The sequence below is a fragment of the Pseudoalteromonas luteoviolacea genome (genome assembly GCF_000814765.1).
Classification (GTDB): Bacteria; Pseudomonadota; Gammaproteobacteria; order Enterobacterales; family Alteromonadaceae; genus Pseudoalteromonas; species Pseudoalteromonas luteoviolacea_H.
In genome coordinates this window covers 397,589-414,722 of sequence record NZ_JWIC01000003.1, presented here as the reverse complement: position 1 = coordinate 414,722, position 17,134 = coordinate 397,589, and the positions used below count along the sequence as shown (strand labels likewise).

At 41.9% G+C, this 17,134-nt stretch carries 12 protein-coding genes and 1 pseudogene; 10 read left to right on the top strand and 3 right to left on the bottom strand.

The window, feature by feature from the left end; translation table 11 throughout:
- Positions 1-32: 32 nt before the first annotated feature.
- The gene (locus JF50_RS03065; protein ID WP_039608016.1) at positions 33-2,249 is read right to left on the bottom strand and encodes a hypothetical protein; all 2,217 of its coding nucleotides are present in this window, start codon (positions 2,247-2,249) and stop codon (positions 33-35) included.
- Between the two features lie 195 nt (positions 2,250-2,444).
- On the opposite strand from JF50_RS03065, the pseudogene JF50_RS27865 reads away from it, so the two are divergent.
- From JF50_RS27865 to JF50_RS03040, 5 genes and pseudogenes are all read left to right on the top strand, one after another.
- Positions 2,445-3,163: pseudogene (locus JF50_RS27865) on the top strand (LysE family translocator).
- Positions 3,164-3,198: 35 nt separating this feature from the next.
- Complete coding sequence (locus JF50_RS03055) at positions 3,199-3,915, top strand: sulfite exporter TauE/SafE family protein (RefSeq protein ID WP_039608015.1); 717 nt, start codon at positions 3,199-3,201, stop codon at positions 3,913-3,915.
- A 138-nt stretch (positions 3,916-4,053) separates the two neighbouring features.
- Positions 4,054-5,946 carry a hypothetical protein gene (locus JF50_RS03050; RefSeq protein ID WP_039608014.1) on the top strand — a complete coding sequence of 631 codons (1,893 nt, stop codon included), beginning with the start codon at positions 4,054-4,056 and terminating at the stop codon, positions 5,944-5,946.
- The gene (locus JF50_RS03045; RefSeq protein ID WP_039608013.1) at positions 5,943-7,646 is read left to right on the top strand and encodes a HEAT repeat domain-containing protein; all 1,704 of its coding nucleotides are present in this window, start codon (positions 5,943-5,945) and stop codon (positions 7,644-7,646) included. Before JF50_RS03050 ends, JF50_RS03045 begins: the two co-directional genes overlap by 4 nt.
- Positions 7,647-7,751: 105 nt before the next feature.
- Complete coding sequence (locus tag JF50_RS03040; protein ID WP_039608012.1) at positions 7,752-8,114, top strand: glyoxalase superfamily protein; 363 nt, start codon at positions 7,752-7,754, stop codon at positions 8,112-8,114.
- A 40-nt stretch (positions 8,115-8,154) separates the two neighbouring features.
- Here JF50_RS03040 and JF50_RS03035 read toward each other — a convergent pair whose 3' ends face one another.
- Positions 8,155-9,513 (bottom strand): hypothetical protein, encoded by a 1,359-nt coding sequence (locus JF50_RS03035; RefSeq protein ID WP_039608011.1) that lies wholly within the window; start codon positions 9,511-9,513, stop codon positions 8,155-8,157.
- Between the two features lie 161 nt (positions 9,514-9,674).
- On the opposite strand from JF50_RS03035, the gene JF50_RS03030 reads away from it, so the two are divergent.
- From JF50_RS03030 to JF50_RS03020, 3 genes are all read left to right on the top strand, one after another.
- Complete coding sequence (locus tag JF50_RS03030; RefSeq protein ID WP_052262107.1) at positions 9,675-10,040, top strand: HopJ type III effector protein; 366 nt, start codon at positions 9,675-9,677, stop codon at positions 10,038-10,040.
- Positions 10,041-10,129: 89 nt separating this feature from the next.
- Positions 10,130-10,375, top strand: a complete 246-nt coding sequence (locus JF50_RS03025) for a TIGR03643 family protein (RefSeq protein ID WP_039608010.1) — start codon at positions 10,130-10,132, stop codon at positions 10,373-10,375.
- A 228-nt stretch (positions 10,376-10,603) separates the two neighbouring features.
- The gene (locus JF50_RS03020; protein WP_052262106.1) at positions 10,604-12,235 is read left to right on the top strand and encodes a calcium-binding protein; all 1,632 of its coding nucleotides are present in this window, start codon (positions 10,604-10,606) and stop codon (positions 12,233-12,235) included.
- Between the two features lie 72 nt (positions 12,236-12,307).
- On the opposite strand, the gene JF50_RS03015 is transcribed toward JF50_RS03020, so the two are convergent.
- The gene (locus tag JF50_RS03015; protein ID WP_039608009.1) at positions 12,308-12,538 is read right to left on the bottom strand and encodes a hypothetical protein; all 231 of its coding nucleotides are present in this window, start codon (positions 12,536-12,538) and stop codon (positions 12,308-12,310) included.
- 247 nt (positions 12,539-12,785) lie between these two features.
- On the opposite strand from JF50_RS03015, the gene JF50_RS03010 reads away from it, so the two are divergent.
- Both JF50_RS03010 and JF50_RS03005 read left to right on the top strand, forming a co-directional pair.
- On the top strand, positions 12,786-13,961 hold the full coding sequence (locus JF50_RS03010) for an efflux RND transporter periplasmic adaptor subunit (protein ID WP_039608075.1): 1,176 nt from the start codon (positions 12,786-12,788) through the stop codon (positions 13,959-13,961).
- Positions 13,962-13,967: 6 nt separating this feature from the next.
- Positions 13,968-17,117, top strand: a complete 3,150-nt coding sequence (locus JF50_RS03005; RefSeq protein WP_039608008.1) for an efflux RND transporter permease subunit — start codon at positions 13,968-13,970, stop codon at positions 17,115-17,117.
- Positions 17,118-17,134: the final 17 nt, after the last annotated feature.

The window sequence follows — 17,134 nt, the reverse complement described above, 5'->3', positions numbered from 1 at the left end:
AAAAGGTGCCTTAAAAAGCCATAAGCTATAAACTAGACTTGCTGAACCGTTAAAAATAAGTCACTACACAAGCTTGCACACTCAAGTTTCAAATTATGTGAATCCACAATACTTAAACTAAAGTCAGATGCTGAAAATGTCTGTTCACCTATGTTATTTACCGATGTAATATCGAGTAGAACATTTCCTTTTGCCGGGTCTGGCACCCCCATCACAGTTAGATAACCTTTGATTAGGCCAAAGCTCGAGCTCCCTTTTTTTATTGCTGTAATTGATACTTGATATGTTTTAGTGCTGCTATATACAAACGCCCCTTCGAACTGCTCAACAAAGAAATTAGCAACTTGCTCATTTTTAAGGTCTTTAGGGGCTGTTAAATGTAAAACTTGCGGCTGTTTATTTTCAGTTGACATCACACTCCCCCCCATCACAAGGTTATTAAGCGGGAAGTCTGGGTCATATAAAGCTGTGGAGCTCAATATTCCAGTATAAATCGACCATGGTGTTTTATTAACTAACGTATTTCCAACCTTACTGTTTATGAACGTTTTATTTTGTGCAGGAACAATATGTGAAGAAGATAAATGCTTAGCAACTTGAGAGTTAACAAAAGTAACGGGGCAATCATAACTTCCACCAGTGGATATCGTGCCATTAATCACGGAATTATTAAACACAATTTGTTTATCTGGTAAAGATGTCGTTACTTGATCTCCATAACTGCAGTATACACTTCCTTCGGTACTGAGGTTATTTACCACAATATCCGACTCAGTGCCTGGGGGAATACAAATATCACTGTTAACATATGCAGTCGTACAATTGTTTAATCGAATTCCCTTCACACGCATATTGCTGGTTTGCTGAGAAGATATTTTATTAAAGATGCTGAGCGCTCGACTCGCACCTGGCATATCATGTTGCAACGAAATATCTATATCACGAAACTCGATGGCACCGTTTTCGCCGACCACGGTAGATTTATTTATCGAAAAGCCCGTTTGGCTTTCTTTCGCTGTGCCAGATGCAACTAGATTCAATTTAATATTCGAACATATGTGACTGCGCCCGCCAGCTAGATCTAGACTTCCACCGCCAGATGTACCTTGTTCATAAACCAAGATACGGGATAACTCCGTTGGTAAGTCGTAATTCTGGATGAGTGTAAAATTCGCCTCTATGTTTTCGCAACTGCCGTATCCACCAAGGTTCACCGTCGCTGCATTAGATTCATTAATTGTTCCTGATTTAACTGTCACGTCAGCGACACCATACACGAAAAAGCCCCTATGGATATTCGCGACAGATAAATTGTTTACAAGTAAATTATCACCTGAACACTGGCAAACAAGGCCATACCCTAAATACTCAACGGAAGGATCGAAAGTCATTTCATTGTTGTCCAAATGAATATTATTTAACCGAATATCTTTTGAACGATATTTCGATTTTTTCCCATTCATTTGATAATCCAATAAATCCGTTGTTATCGTGACACCAGTAACATTCTTACCTATTACGTTCCCACCTCTGATATTTTGACTACCAGACTCTTTATGACAAATATTTAGCAAAGTCAGTCTGTCACCCGTTTGTGCTTTTTCTACATTTGCATACCCTTTTATTTGATCAAAATAAAACCCGTTTGTACCTTTACAGTCAAATAATATAGCCGGGCCTTGACGGGGAACTGAATCTAATACTGGCGGATCTACCCGTAATTCTGCTCCACCCATTTTAATATTGACGTCATTGTGGCCATCTGTTGAAAAATAAACAGACTGCCCGGTTGTAGCGCTTGCTGCGGTTAATTTATAGGCTCGTTTCGCTGATAAATCGAAAGTTAACTGATGTTTTAACGTATACGCCCAATATTTATTTAACGCTAAAGTATCATCTACAATACCATCGCCTATTGCCCCAAAAACACATGCATTAGTGTCTTTATTTGGACGGAGCACCAAACATATTGACAATGCCTCGTTAATTTCAAAGTTGGCACCGATGTAACGCCCGGCTATAAATTGACCATCAATGACATCGCTGTCATTGGCTTTTATTTTTTTCAGTGAATAAACTGCACGACCACAACGGCTTTCTTCGTTATTCCACACAACTTGAATAAGCGAGCTGTCATTACACATCGTACTGAGTGTTGTACTCGACTCCTCTTTCAATGAAGCAATGGCTTCACTCAGTGTTTTATATTGTCTTACTGGTTGAACAATTATGTTTTCGACTGTGACCACACTAAACTCCTTTAAATTTATATTTAGATCTGATAGCTATGATTCGAGACACACCTCAGGTGGCACACGACAAACAGCCGCGTGTAATGTCTCGAACCAAAACCATTGTTATTAAATTGTTAAAAAACCTAAAGGACAATAATGCCCTAAACACACGGGATAACAGGTACACCCTAATTATTCATCGCGGCAGCAATGGAGCATTTTGTAGAGTGCTTTTTATTCGATGCTAAACCCTTTATATTGATGGCCTTTAAGTTACAACTCGGACAAAAGTTGTTCTCAACACGCATGGAGTACTTTGTGACCATAGAAAGTTATATTGCTTTATTTAGCGCTATGTTTATTGTGGGTATTATCCCTGGGCCCGCTGTGTTTGCGATTACCACAGCTTCAATGACAGGAGGTTTTCGACGAGGAGCCGCAATGACATTGGGGCTTATTATTGCTGATTATTTTTTCATACTTTTAGCAGTTTCTGGGTTAGCTTTTATTGCTGATGCTATGGGTAGCGCATTCACAATCATTAAATATATATGTGCCGCCTACTTAATTTGGATGGGTATAAAACTATTTATGTCCAAACCCCAGCAAATATGCAAAAAGCCCCCAGTTCCAAGCATCATATCGATGTACTGGCAGGTTTTTTATTAACCATGAGTAATCCAAAAGCCATCATTTTTTATGTTGCACTCTTTCCTGCCTTCGTTGATTTTCAGGCAATTACAATCACTGATATTTTCGGCATTTTTATGTGTGCTACCCTCGCATTTGGTTCTGTTAACTTGGGGTATTCGTATCTGTTTGCAAAAGCAAAGTACTTTGTTTCAACGTCCCAGAGAATGCGTATTTTTAATAAGCTTGCTGGCAGCTTATTAACAACCACAGGGGTGGCTGTCGCCATTAGGACTTAGCCTACAATAAACTCGAATTTCAGGGATGGGATAATATGGAACTATTGCTTGGACTGCTCGCATTTACCACATCACTCATTGCTGCCATTGTCGGATTTGGCGGTGGCATGCTACTGCTCGCCATTTTACCGATATTTTTAAGCCCAACATTGCTTATTCCTATACATGGCCTCACCCAAGTGACCAGTAATGCATCTCGGGCGTTGTTTTCACTTTCCGATGTCAAGTGGTCACTCCTCCCCGCTTTTTCGATAGGCTCTATACTCGGCACATTGGTATTCGGTATGGTTTTATATAACATGCCTACAACCTATATCCCACTCGCAATTGGCCTGTATATCTTATTAAACCTCTGGTATTCACCTTTTTCGAATTTTATTCAACGTTTCGAGAACTTTTATATCATTGGCGCTTTGCAAACGGGCTTAGGACTCATTGTCGGTGCCACTGGACCATTATCGTTAACTGTACTGACTAAAAAGCTTCAATCTAAAGACCAAGTTGTCGCTACCAGTGCCGTATTTATGACACTTAGTCACCTTGCTAAAATTCCAGTTTTTTTGTTTGTTTCATCCGAACTTCAGACAAATAGCTACCTAATTATTGCGATGATGTGCGGTGCGATATTAGGGTCTTACGTTGGTACTAAGGTACGTTTTTCAATAGACAATAATAAGCTTATTGGCGCAATTAAACTCCTGCTGAGCATCTTGGCAATCAACATGATAATATCTGTGTCCACCTCACTCTAACAACATATTACTTACATTTAGTAAAGCACTCCGTTACCCTGTTTAAACACAATACTAATGTCTCAAGCGATTAACTCCATACTCCATCCATATTCTTAGCATATAATAAAAAAGATTTAGATAAGATAGAGAAACGACATGCGCTTGATCCCATACGCTCTTTTGAGCTTAGCCACTTTAACTGGGTGTCAATTCAGCGAAAATGACACACCAGACGTTACGGTAGTAACACCTGCACCTGAAGTACAAAGTAACTTAGAAATCACAGAGATATCAACGGGCCCACTCGATATGCTGGCACCAAATGATACCGTCAAAACTTACTACACAGTTGATGTAACAGGTTTTGATAATGTGGACGTCGAAGTTCACTTTTACTTAATGCACTCAGACGAATTAGACACGCAAAGTGAGCAAGAAGCCGCAATTGAAGATATTCAACAAATCGCTGTTGTTGAATTAGCAGGACTTTCATCAGGTACTAGTGAGCATGAGATTGAGCTAACATTACCAAACGCGCTAGAAGGGGGTAACTACCATATTTTGGCGCAAATTGACCCGAATGATTTACACGTAGAAGATATTGAAGAGGACAATCACCCTTCAGTTGACCATGAGCCGCATTTGGAAGGTAACTTCCCACATGCTGATATCGTCGTTCGCGAACAAGAAGGCCATGACTATAAATTACTGGGGGCTGAATTTGGTCAAACTGCGTTGATCTTAGATACGCCAAATGTGAATAATGGCACAAGTGACCACCACTCTGATCTTATCGGATACTTTGAAGCAGACTATGAGGGCACAAACTTAGGCCTTTCTCATATTAAAGCAGAAGTCATGGTTGCAGGTAACTGGGTTGAAACGCACTTTTGGGATGCAACAGCGGGTCAATACACTGACACACTTGCCCATGAGTTCAGAGCAGAACTACACGACGAACACATTGGTTTTGATATCGCACTAGAACCAGAGTTAATTAAAAGCTTGCATGACAATTACAATGCCGAGGCAGAAAATACACTTGAACTAAGATTTACTCTGATTGATGCCGCTCAAGATGCTGAGACAAACACAGACAACAACCAAGTACTCACCTCTATTCCATTTTACTTTTTTGAGCAGGAAGACGCCACGCAAGTACCTGCAAGTCGCTCAGCAAGATTTAATGAACACGCAATTGTGCCTGCTTCTGTGGGACTGGCAAATATCAATTTCCAAAGTGAATTTGATAAATCATACGGCGACAAATCTAAGTTCAGTGTGGGTGTAGACTTACAAGGTCAACTATTTATCGTCCCTACAGGCGACCCAGGTGGCCGCATTACAGGTGAAGGTACAGTCGAAGCTTACTTTTTCAATGCAAAAAATACCCTATTTAGTATTTCCTACAATGGTAGCGCTTATATCAGTGGCCTAAACACAGGTTATGAATCTGAAATGATCATCTTCAATAATGTGGTCTTCGAAGATGAAAAGTTCACCGCCAAGTATGAAAAATCATGGGAGAAAAAATGGGAAGAAGACAAAACCTTAGCCCAGGCAACTTTCACGGTTGGTCCTATCCCAATTAAAGTAGAAGCAGGTGTCACGGGCAACCTAGGCTTTGAACTTACAGTAGGCTACAACGCTGAGCTATATGCCGAAGGTGATTTATTCCACGTAGATTTTGGTGCTTTTGGTCGAGGCGGCGTAAACCTATTGGTTGCTTCAGCGGGTGTACAGGCGATCTTAACTTTAATTGATAACACATTTGCTATGGAATCAAATGCTGGTTTTGCCCTACTCACTAATAACAACGCTAACCCTCATATTTATTATGGTATTGAACTTAAAAATGACCTAGATGTTATTTCCGGTAAGTTTGGTTTATACGCAGAAACGTATGGTGTTAAATGGTGCAAAAAGTGGGGGATCCCTTATCCTTGTGGTAAGAAAACATCTCGCTATGATCTTTGGTTATATCAAACCAACAGTGTGTTTGATAAATCTTGGACTATTTACTCCAAAGAAGGTGAAATCGATCTATGATCACGCTTAACAAAGCGATGCTAGCCAGTGCACTTTGTGCACTGGCTGTTTCAAATACAACCTATGCAAACTGCTCCGCGCAATACAATTTTGAAATAGATACACACACCACGTTTAATTACGATAAAGTGAACCAGCAAGGCCAACAAACCCACATTAAGCTCACTGGTATACTTTCAATCAAAGCTGCAGAGCATAACGATGAGACCGGTTGGTGGGCCATCAAAGCAGATCAGGTCACAGCTGGCCAGGGGCTTTTTGGATCGGAACTTGCGACCTACACACTCCCTTTTGCGTTCAAGCTGGCAGACAACGGGCTAGTTACAGACTTTTGGTTTCCGGTAAAACTTGAAACGCAAATACAAGAGCAACTCAAAGGTTTGGCGTATTATTTTCAGTTTCAACGCAACAGCCCCGAATTAGAAAAAAAAGAACAAGATACACTTGGGCACTATACAGTCTCGTATCAATTTAAAGATGCAGAGATCACTCTTAACAAACACACTTATGACCTACATAATGGATCACAAGCCGCCTTGCAAACTGTCAATGTCGCGTCGTCGGGTCATCACATCGCACCAAACGAATGTTTTTTTACGCACCGTAGAGGGCAAGAGGTACTGCTATTTTCTGGCCAATCGCAAAGCTTAAATTTAAAAACTAAACAACAGTATCAATTTAAACCTGCAGATTCAGCGTTCCCATCAGCCCTGTTTACCATGCCTGTAGAATTAGAAAACTGGCCAAGTGCAGAAAAAACACTCAGTACAGACGAGCTTGAACAACTCAAAAAGGCTCTACACAGCTTGGTGAGTAAAGACAATTTAACCGATATTTCTGCCTATGACTTAGCCAAGCAACTGAGTCAATTTGATGCCGTAATTAGCACTCTAGAATCGGTGTTTTTGCAGCAAACACTCTCAGATGAAGTACAAATGCGACTGTTTAATGCATTAGGCCAGCTCGATAGCGCAAATAGCCAGCTACTACTTGGCCATATATTAGTTAAAGCAGAGAAAGATCCACTCATGCAATTTCGCGCTCTGCGCGCACTTTCACAGGGGCAAAGCCCACTCAGTCCAGCACTTGGTACATTACTCATCGAGCAAATAGAAGCTGGCTTTTCAAGCTTAGATTCCGAGGTTACCAGTAGCTTTTATATGACCATTGGCGCCATGCTAAATAACAGAGCTGCAAATGCACAGTCTCTAAAGCTGCATAATGTACTGTCTGAGCAATTATCATTAGTCACCGAAACCCATATCAAATCAGCGCTTATTACCAGTTTAGGAAATAGCCGAGATGAACAGCACTTTGACCAAATTGACAGTTATATACAGGATACTGATAAAAGCGTGCAACGTGCCTCGATTAGGGCTCTGGGCATGATGCAAACTGAGCAAGCTTACTCGAGCTTAGAAAAACAACTTGCTAAGCCCGAGCATCAAAACCAAGTTACACTGTTAAAGGCTTTATCAAATTACCAACTTAAGCCAGCTGCCAGTGACGCAGTACTTGCCATTGCGGTGAATAACCCCACAGCAGAAAGTCGTTATGCAGCGATTCAGGCACTGGCAACACAAAAAAACCAAGATGGCATAAAAAGCACATTAAGATCAGCTTTAAAAAAGGAAACCTCAAAGCGCAATTTTAAGGCCATTGTTGAGCTGCTTCACAGCCCAGCGCCAAGCACACCATAAACTTTCAAGTTTTGGCTTCGTCTAACTTTTTGTTAGTCGAAGCCATACTTCATGACATGTCAGCGCTTCGCACTAAAGTAACTTATATTTACTTAGGACCAGTCAATGACATTCCATCCTTCCATCCCGATTATCCGCAGCTTCGATATACAAATGGCACACACTTTTTATATTGAATTTTTAGAATTTAAAGTAGATTGGCAACATCAACACCAAACTGGTTTACCTCTCTACATGCAGATATCAAAAGACGCCTGCACATTGCATTTATCGGAACATTTTGCAGATGCGTCCCCAGGTGCGAATATTAGAATTGGCTGTGAGGATTTAAAAGCTTATCAAACACAGCTCATTCAAAAACAATTTAAACATGCCAGACCCTCCATCATCGATCAACCTTGGGGCATTGAGATGACCATATCAGACCCATTTGGTAATAGGCTTACCTTTTTCCAGACAGTTGAATGATGGGCGCTTAGAATCGCCCATTTCGTTTGATTTGCAAAAATTAGTCTTTCATTTGCTCTATGGCAACAATCTCTGAGCGATTCATTGTGAGCTTATATCTTTCTAGCTGTGAATCTTCGCCTGATTTAAAGCGCATCACTAAGTTAATTTGATATCGGCGCTCCACAGAATTTTTAGATACTTTGTGTCCTTCAAGGCTATACAGCTTTCCAGCGCCTTTTTTTAAATAGCGCACAAATGAGCTCATATTAAAGGTGATCCGCTGCTGCACTTCCTCATACCCGGGCAAAAACTCATCTATTTGCACTTGGTTTTTACAACTAAAGTGCAACAGGTTAGCTTCTTGGCGATTCTGCCTGCCACGCTTTTTAAGCAGCTTGTCGACATCCTCTGGGATATCCTTCTTTTTAATGTGCTCTAACCAAATGGTTTGTGTGCATACCGTTTCGTCATTAACTGAATTTTTAAATTTGTTGCGCCACTTAGGCCTGCCTTTTTGCACTTTACGCCACGCCCATTGCGTCAGATCATCTTTAAAAGTTTCCCTCAAACCGTAGATCACGCCTAACAGTGCAATAAGGGCGACAGTAATTTCTTCAAAATTAGAACGCGCATTCAGCACCAAGTACATCACAAATGCCATGATCACCGCAGTCACTGCGCCACGAGCGAGACGCTTTAAATTGGCGCCCAAGTTGGTCGTTTCTTTATTAAACACGACGCCATACTCAATAAGCCTTTCCAATAAGCGCATCTTGTTAGTAATGCGATTTGGGTCTTCAAGTGTCACTTGTGAGTTATAACTTTGCTTTTCACGGTAGAGGTTTTCTTGTTTACAAAAATCTATCACCTCTCCTCGCTCTTTGCTGAATTCGCTCGACTTCGGACCTCGTGCCAGTAATTTCAAAAAGGCTTGTTCAGTGTGCCAACTTAAATAATTGTCCGCATTTTGAAAGTAGGATTTAAGTCGGTTATCCGGTGGCGTGTAGCGTCTTAACTTCACCAAAAGCTTTGCGCTTTGCTCCACTAACTCCAAAGCGGCAGGGTAAAACTCTTCAGCTTGCTTGAGCTTCAAGGTTTGCTTAACGTCCGCATCTAATGCTATGCGAATTTGGTAGCAAAATAGGTTTAGATTTACGCGATAATCACTTTTTTGACCTTTGCTTTGACTTATAAAACGGCTGCGCACCAACGGCAAATGTAACTGCTCAGAATAATAGGCACTGTGGCATTTTATATTGGCATTAAAGTAATCGACTTCGTTTAAGGTGTTGGCGTTGATCCCCATATCAATTGGAATGGAAAAATATAGATCAAGCTGATTTGTCTCTTTGGGTAGGAGCTGATAGTTAATTTTAAATGATAGGCTTTCGTCTTGGCTTAGTTTTACTTTGCTCACTCGAATAATTTCCCTCCTATTTTTAACACACGCTAAGTATAACACAAATCCTTTCCTAACATTGGTTTAAGCTGTCAAAAACTCAAGTATCACGACAAAAATTCATTATGATCAGATTGCCAATACGAGGATAATACGCCTTTTATTTTGTAGGAATTAACATGTCAGATATACAACAAGAAACCCTTGCTGAGTTTATTGAACGCGCCACTCATCAGGGAGAGTCCGTTGAGTTTGATCACACCATTCAACTTATCGATAGCCTATATGACTTTACACCTTGTGCGTTTAAAAATGGTGAGCAAACTAATGAAGCTGGAACAAATCTAGGGTCATGCAAAATTTTTGCTTTTGCAAAACAGCACAATTTATCAAAGCAAGCCACCCTACACTGTTTTGGACAGTACTACCGACACGATGTGCTTAACCATCCAGATGGAGATGACCATGGCAATATCAGAAACTTTATCAAATCTGGCTGGGACGGTATTTCATTTCAAGATAACCCGCTCAGCGCACGTGTCTAAGGACATAATTTAAGGGTTCTATTCGCAAAACAATTGATCGGTTTATCAGCCAATACGTACAGTTAACAAACTCAATTTTTGGCATCAAAATGGATCACGTAGATACATCTAGAATCATAGAAATGGCGTGGGAAGACAGAACGCCGTTTGAGGCCATACAGCGTTTGTATGGCCTCAATGAAAAAGCGGTTATTAAGTTAATGCGCACACAGCTCAAAGCGAGTACTTTTAAACTTTGGCGAGAGAGAGTCTCAGGTCGAAAAACAAAACACCTGAAGTTGCGCTCACCTGAGGTAAGCCGTGGATACTGCCCAACCCAATACAAACAAAGATAAGGCACTCCCCTTACATTCAAGTCAGAGGACAAGCAGAGGAACGGCTTGTCCTCTCCTAGTCAAGAGCTATGTTGGTTTTTAGTTAGCCATAAATTGATAACTCCACTCCCTTAATTCATTTTCTTTGCACACTTTGCAACTAGCTTGTTCACAGTAAAAAACCAGTCTAAACATTGGTTTAAATTATAAGCGCTCAACTATTCATACTACATGGTAAGGATCCTCTCCATGCGTATTAAATTTTCAAAATTCACCAAAATGACAGCCGCACTGGCTGTTTCAATGGGCGTGCACACTGTCAGTTATGCGTGCACAGGCCTAGATAGCAGCATCAATGTCACCACCAATACCATACATAACGGCATGATGACCTATCTTTCATTTACACTCACCAATAATCAACACACATTGCATGCATTAGGTGGCGATAATTTCGTTAAAATGACGTATGGCAACACCTGCGAAATGTTCGATATCAGTAATTACAGTGGTGTACAGGTCAATTTGAGTAATTATGGCAATACATACAACGGCCAAAGTCTGCATACCCACCAGCTTATCCATGGTGGCAATGGCGATGATGTCATTAGAACGGGTAATAAAGTAGATTATGTCTATTCAGGTGATGGTAATGACCAGCTATTCACCTTCGGCGATACAGATATCGTAGATGCAGGCAGTGGTATAGATTGTGCTGAAGTAGGCACTGCTGGTTCTATCGCTCAACGCCCTGAAAATCATGAATTATCAAGCTGTGCTAACTTCTCGACAATAATCAGTAAAACCCAAAGCTGTACTGGCGGCGGCGCGCTATTCACAGACTATTATGTCAATGGCGTTTGGGGCATTCAGTCAAAGATCAACAGTGTGAGCTACACGTTTGAACAATATGGTGAACTGGTTTTTGTGAACGCAAAGCTTGGTAACTCAACCGCCTGCTCAACCCCTAACACCTCAAATATCGACCTTATTTTTGCCAAATTGAGTAGTGGTAACGATACCTTGAATGCCTCAGCAGTTACTTACAACATGACGGTATACGGCCTTGAGGGTAAAGATAATATTACCACTGGCAGCGGCCATGATTGGGTATTTGGCGGGAGCAATAAAGATACCATACGCGGTGGTGCGGGTAATGACTGGCTGATGGGCGATTCACGTATTGAAACAGATAAACGTGGTGTTGTTTTTACGCTTCCTTTAGGCAGCTCGGCAACTGCGCAAGACAAAATATATGGACAAGATGGTCACGACGTGATTTTTGGTAATGGCCATTCCGATCACCTTGAAGGTGGTAATGGCGATGACCTAGTTTTTGGTAATGCTGGTGATAAAGACCGCTTACATGGTAACAGTGGCGACGATATCTTAGTTGATTCTGGCGGTAACAAATGGAAAAAACGCGCAAAGCTTTGGGGCGGAAGCGGTAACGACATCGTATTATGTGAAGATGGTGACTGCGAGCTCTTTGGTGGTGGTAGCGCAGACTTTATCGCGAGTTTCTCGCAATATAATCACGACGTTGGATTATATGGTGGTGATGGCGGCGATACACTTTACAACCGTGGCGACCAATATCCTGAAGGCTCCGGTGGCGGTGGTAACGACCGATGCCATGGTCCGTGCGATCTAATAAGATCAGCTGGCTCTGGCATTGGTGGGGATAGTATTGAAGCCGCAGCCTATTACGCAGCAGGTGTTATGACCGCTGTATATGAGGGCGCGATTGATATGCGCACCTTTAGTGGCAATCACAGTGATTTTAGTAAACGCATCGCTGATTTAGTTGACCAAGCGGCACTCGATTACTGGCAAAATAATCGTCACCAGTCAATCTATGTCATTGAAGGTAGAAAGTAACTAAAACCCGTAACTTGGTAGCCATCTCTGTGCTACCAAGTTAGTGTAAATTAAACAACAATTCACGGTTATTTACGTCACCGCTTCTAAGTAGATTAAGTTATTCAATGCCTCTTCATTGGTACTACCACACGTTTCCCGGTCAGCCTTAAAATCGCTACACACTTGAGGGCGCTCTGGCTTACCAAAGATAGAACATAAATTCTTGTCGTTTAAGTACTCACAGCGAATGTTAGCAGCCTTTCCTAAAGAGCTGATACTTGGCGCGATACAGCAGGCACCACAGCCTAATCTACAGTCCATAAAAAGCCCCCATTTAATCCAAAGGAACTATTATACCCGTACTGCTGTCATCTGTATGTAATCTACACAAAATATATGCCGCTTTTAGCAATTGTAAAAATGTAACGGGGTACGCAATGCTTTGTTACATATTGAGGTGATATCAAAACACCTTGAAATATCTATTGGCGTATTATTGATGGTAATTGATACGTTGATGATCATTACCAGCGTATCCAAATTGTCAATTCAGGAAGGAATTAACATCGTGGCTAGTAAAAAACAAATTATATTACCGGGTGTGGTCTTGCTTGGCGGTATCGCAAGTGCAATTGCGTTTGCGTCGATGAAAACGCCCCCCGCTGAAAAAGAACAAAAAATCATTCACCCATTAGTAGAAGTAGCGCCTATTCAGGTGGCACCTCTAGAAATGTCCGTCAACTCTTATGGCATCGTGAAACCCAAATACAGCACCAAATTGGTCGCACAAGTCAGCGGTCAAATCATTGACCTTTCTGCGCAATTTGTGAAAGGCGGGTTTGTCAAAAAAGGCGATGTATTAGCACGTATTGACCCCAATGACTACGAAGCTGCTCTCATTGACGCAGAAGCTACCCTTGCACAAGCTAGCTCTGCTTTAGAGATTGAACAAGCACAAGCTCATGTTGCCAAAACAGAATGGGAGCGTATTAAAAGCAATGCTAGCTCTACGATTCCCTCTGAGCTGTATCTAAGAAAACCACAGCTTGCAGAGAAACTGGCCAGATTTAAAGCAGCACAAGCGAGTGTAAAACGTGCTAAAAGAAACTTAGAACGCACGTATATCAAAGCGCCCTATGATGCCATCATTGAAAGCCGAGCACTCAGCCTAGGCAGTGTTGTTAATCTGGGTAGTTCGGTTGGCGTGCTAAATGCGATTTCTGTCGCAGAGGTCCGTTTGCCTGTCGCTGACAGCGATCTGCAACATCTCGAAGGCAATGGCATCGACGCTAAAGTGACATTAATGGCCAAAGTAGCAGGCCAAGACGTTGCTTGGCAGGGTAAAATTGTACGCAGCGAAGGCGTTATAGATAATCGCAGCCGCATGACCTACTTAGTTGCACAAGTTGAACGCCCTTATGACAACGACCAAGCACCGCTTCGTTTTGGCGCTTATCTTAATGCACAGATCAAAGGCAAATTGCTGAATAACGCAGTAGAGATCCCACACCACCTCGTACGTGATGGCAAAGTCGCTATCTTAAATAAAGACCGTACTCTCTCATTTAAAACATTAAATGTCGTCAGAGAATATGATGGCTTGGTGGTTGCCAATCAAGGCCTTGAGTCAGGTCAACAGTTAATTACCTCTTCTTTAGAATTCCCAACCGAAGGTATGCAGCTTAGTGTAGATGATAGCCAAGTTGCAGCACCTTCTAATGCGCTAGCATTGAAAGAGGAGTAATACCAGATGGATACTCAAGAAAAAGGCCTAATAGCGTGGTTTGCACGTAATCCTGTCGCTGCAAATCTACTGATGATTTTTATTCTCGTCGGTGGGTTGCTCACTGCGTTTACAATTCAAAAGCAATTGTTCCCACAAAATACCAATTACTGGTTAAGTATCCAAGCCATCTACCCAGGTGCAGCCCCTCAGGAAGTAGAAGAAGGGATCACCATTAAGGTAGAGGAATCAATGGAAGGCCTCGAGGGCATCAAACGATTGATCACCTACTCTAACAGAGGCTATTCACAAACTTGGATTGAAGTCGATCATCAGTACGACCCCAAAGACGTACTCGATGAAGTTAAAATGCAAGTTGATGCCATCTCAACCTTTCCTGCGGGTATGGAACGCCCTATCATTCGTAACGAAAAAAATGAACAGGAAGTCATGCTCCTAACACTCAATGGGAATATGAGCTTTGAAGAGCTTAAGCACCTTGGTAACAACTTGCATGATGAAATGCTGGCCTTACCAGGCGTAAATTTAGTGACTTTCAATGGCGGCCTCAACTATGAGATTGGTATTGAAGTCAGTCCAGATAAACTGCGTGAATATGGTCTCACATTCAGAAATATCGCAGATACCGTACGTAACTACTCTGCCAATATGTCCGCAGGTCAAATCCGCTCAGACAATGGCTACATCTCGATGCGAGTTGAAAACCAAGCTTATCGCGGCCATGATTTTGAACAACTGCCTTTAATCACATTAGAAGATGGTGCGCAAATTCGTTTAGGTGATGTTGCCACCATCTCAGATGGCTTTGAAGAAGGCCTAATGTACTCTCTTTATAACGGTAGAAATTCACTCATCTATGAAGTTCGCGCGTCTAAAGATCAAGATATTACAAACGTTGCAGGAGTCATCAAAAACTACCTCAATGAAAAACAAGGTCAGTTACCACAGGGCGTGAAACTAGAACCATTCTTAGATTTTACCTATTACCTTGAAGGCCGCCTCAACATGATGGTTGAAAATATGATCATTGGCGGTGTGCTGGTTATGCTTATGCTGGCACTCTTTTTAAGAATTAGGTTAGCATTTTGGGTCATGATGGGCCTACCAGTATCGTTTTTAGGCGCGTTTTTACTTATGCCAGCAGGTACTATTGATATCACCATCAACCTTGCCTCTTTATTTGCATTTATACTGGTACTGGGGATTGTCGTAGACGATGCCATTGTCGTCGGTGAATCCGCGCACGCTGAAATAGAAAAACATGGCCACAGTTTAGACAACGTCGTACGTGGTGTTAAACGTGTAGCAGTCCCTGCTACATTTGGTGTACTCACCACCATTGCTGCATTTTTCCCTCAAACGTTATCTACCGGGCCTGAAGCGGCATTTTCTAAAGCCATTGGTGGTGTGATCATTCTCTGCTTGATTTTCTCACTGATTGAATCAAAGCTAATATTACCCGCACACCTTGCGGCAATGAAAGACAAACCAAGCAACCCTAACAACCCATTTCACCGCCTGCGTGAAGCATTGGACAATGGCCTAAAGCACTTCATTGAAAACATCTATAGACCTTCTATTGAAAAGTGTATTCACTATCGCTATACCGTCATTGTCGGTTTCATCTGTATTTTAATTGTCAGTGTTGGACTATTTATGGGTGGATTTATCAAGTTTGTTGCCAATCCTAAAATCCCTCATGATTTCCCAAGCATACAAGTGGAAATGAATTTATCTTCCTCAGAATCTGCGACGCTTGAAACCATCAAAAAGCTTGAGGCCATGCTTTATCAAGTCGAGCAGCAAATTGAGCAAGAGCACAATCAGGTCATGGTTAAGAATTTTGCTGTCAACATGAATGGCAGGACCAATGCCACGATCCGTGCAGTGCTGGTTGAGCCACATTTACGTCCAATTGATACTTTTGAGTTAAGTGCCCTATGGCGCGAGAATATGCCATTGCTACCAGGCGTTAAAAACTTAAACATTCAAGACAGTATTTCTGACGGTGGCCGAGATGATGGAGATATTAGCTTCCGATTAGAAGGCAAAGACAAAGAAACGCTCAAAGAAGTCGCACAAAGACTGAAAGATAAGCTCAGAACCATCGAAGGTGTGGGTGATGTCAACGACTCAATGCAATCTGCAACAGACGAAATTCAGCTTGAGCTCAAACCACTTGCATACAGTATGGGACTTACCCTTGCAGATGTAGCGTCACAAGTTAACTTTAGTTACTACGGTATTGAAGCTCAGCGGATCTTGAGAAATGGTGAAGAAATTAAGGTCATGATCCGCTATCCAGAGGCACAACGAGATGCCATCAGCGACATCCAAGACGTACGTATTATTTCACCTACTGGCGCTGAAATTCCCTTAGTCGAAATTGCTGACATCAAGCAAGTAGAAGGCGTGAGTCGCATCCGTCGTGAAAACTCTAAACGCACAGTGAGTGTTTGGGCGTCAATCGATACAGATAAAGCTGAACCTTTCAAAATAGCTGAACAAATTAGCGAAGAATATCTACCAAGCCTATTGGAAGGATATCCTGGTGTTACAAGTAGCATTGCAGGTCGAATTCAGGAAGAAATGGACAGCGTTGCCGAGCAATTCAGAGACTTTGCCATTTCAATGATGATCATCTTTGCATTACTGGCGATCCCACTTCGCTCATACTCTCAACCTCTGTTGATCATGTCCGTTATTCCTTTTGGTGTTGTTGGCGCTGTGTTTGGCCACATGGTACTGGGCATGACGATGAGCGGCCTGTCTATGTTTGGTATTATCGCGGTCGCTGGGGTTGTCGTTAATGATTCACTGGTGATGGTTGATTTTGTCAATAAAGCCAGAGAGCAAGGAATGAGTATTAAAGAAGCCGTTGTTGAAGCTGGTTGTCGCCGCTTCAGAGCAATCTTGCTTACATCTCTAACAACGTTTATTGGTCTTGTGCCCATTATTATGGAAACCAGTTTACAAGCTCAGATTGTCATCCCAATGGCTGTGTCGTTAGCATTTGGCGTGCTGTTCGCCACGGTCATCACATTACTGCTCATCCCATGTCAATACGTCATGTTAGAGGACATTAAACAGCTCATTAGAAAGGTACTGTGCCGACAAAAAACCGAGCAGCCTCAAGTGCCCTCGAACGTCAACTAACACGAGTACTTCACTTC

What these genes read in the sequence shown, in the direction of transcription:
- JF50_RS03025 (WP_039608010.1), top strand. Translation starts at nt 10,130, where the DNA reads ATGGATCACGTAGATACATCTAGAATCATAGAAATGGCGTGGGAAGAC.
- JF50_RS03045 (WP_039608013.1), top strand. Translation starts at nt 5,943, where the DNA reads ATGATCACGCTTAACAAAGCGATGCTAGCCAGTGCACTTTGTGCACTG.
- JF50_RS03030 (WP_052262107.1), top strand. Translation starts at nt 9,675, where the DNA reads ATGTCAGATATACAACAAGAAACCCTTGCTGAGTTTATTGAACGCGCC.
- JF50_RS03040 (WP_039608012.1), top strand. Translation starts at nt 7,752, where the DNA reads ATGACATTCCATCCTTCCATCCCGATTATCCGCAGCTTCGATATACAA.
- JF50_RS03005 (WP_039608008.1), top strand. Translation starts at nt 13,968, where the DNA reads ATGGATACTCAAGAAAAAGGCCTAATAGCGTGGTTTGCACGTAATCCT.
- JF50_RS03020 (WP_052262106.1), top strand. Translation starts at nt 10,604, where the DNA reads ATGCGTATTAAATTTTCAAAATTCACCAAAATGACAGCCGCACTGGCT.
- JF50_RS03015 (WP_039608009.1), bottom strand. Translation starts at nt 12,538, where the DNA reads ATGGACTGTAGATTAGGCTGTGGTGCCTGCTGTATCGCGCCAAGTATC.
- JF50_RS03050 (WP_039608014.1), top strand. Translation starts at nt 4,054, where the DNA reads ATGCGCTTGATCCCATACGCTCTTTTGAGCTTAGCCACTTTAACTGGG.
- JF50_RS03055 (WP_039608015.1), top strand. Translation starts at nt 3,199, where the DNA reads ATGGAACTATTGCTTGGACTGCTCGCATTTACCACATCACTCATTGCT.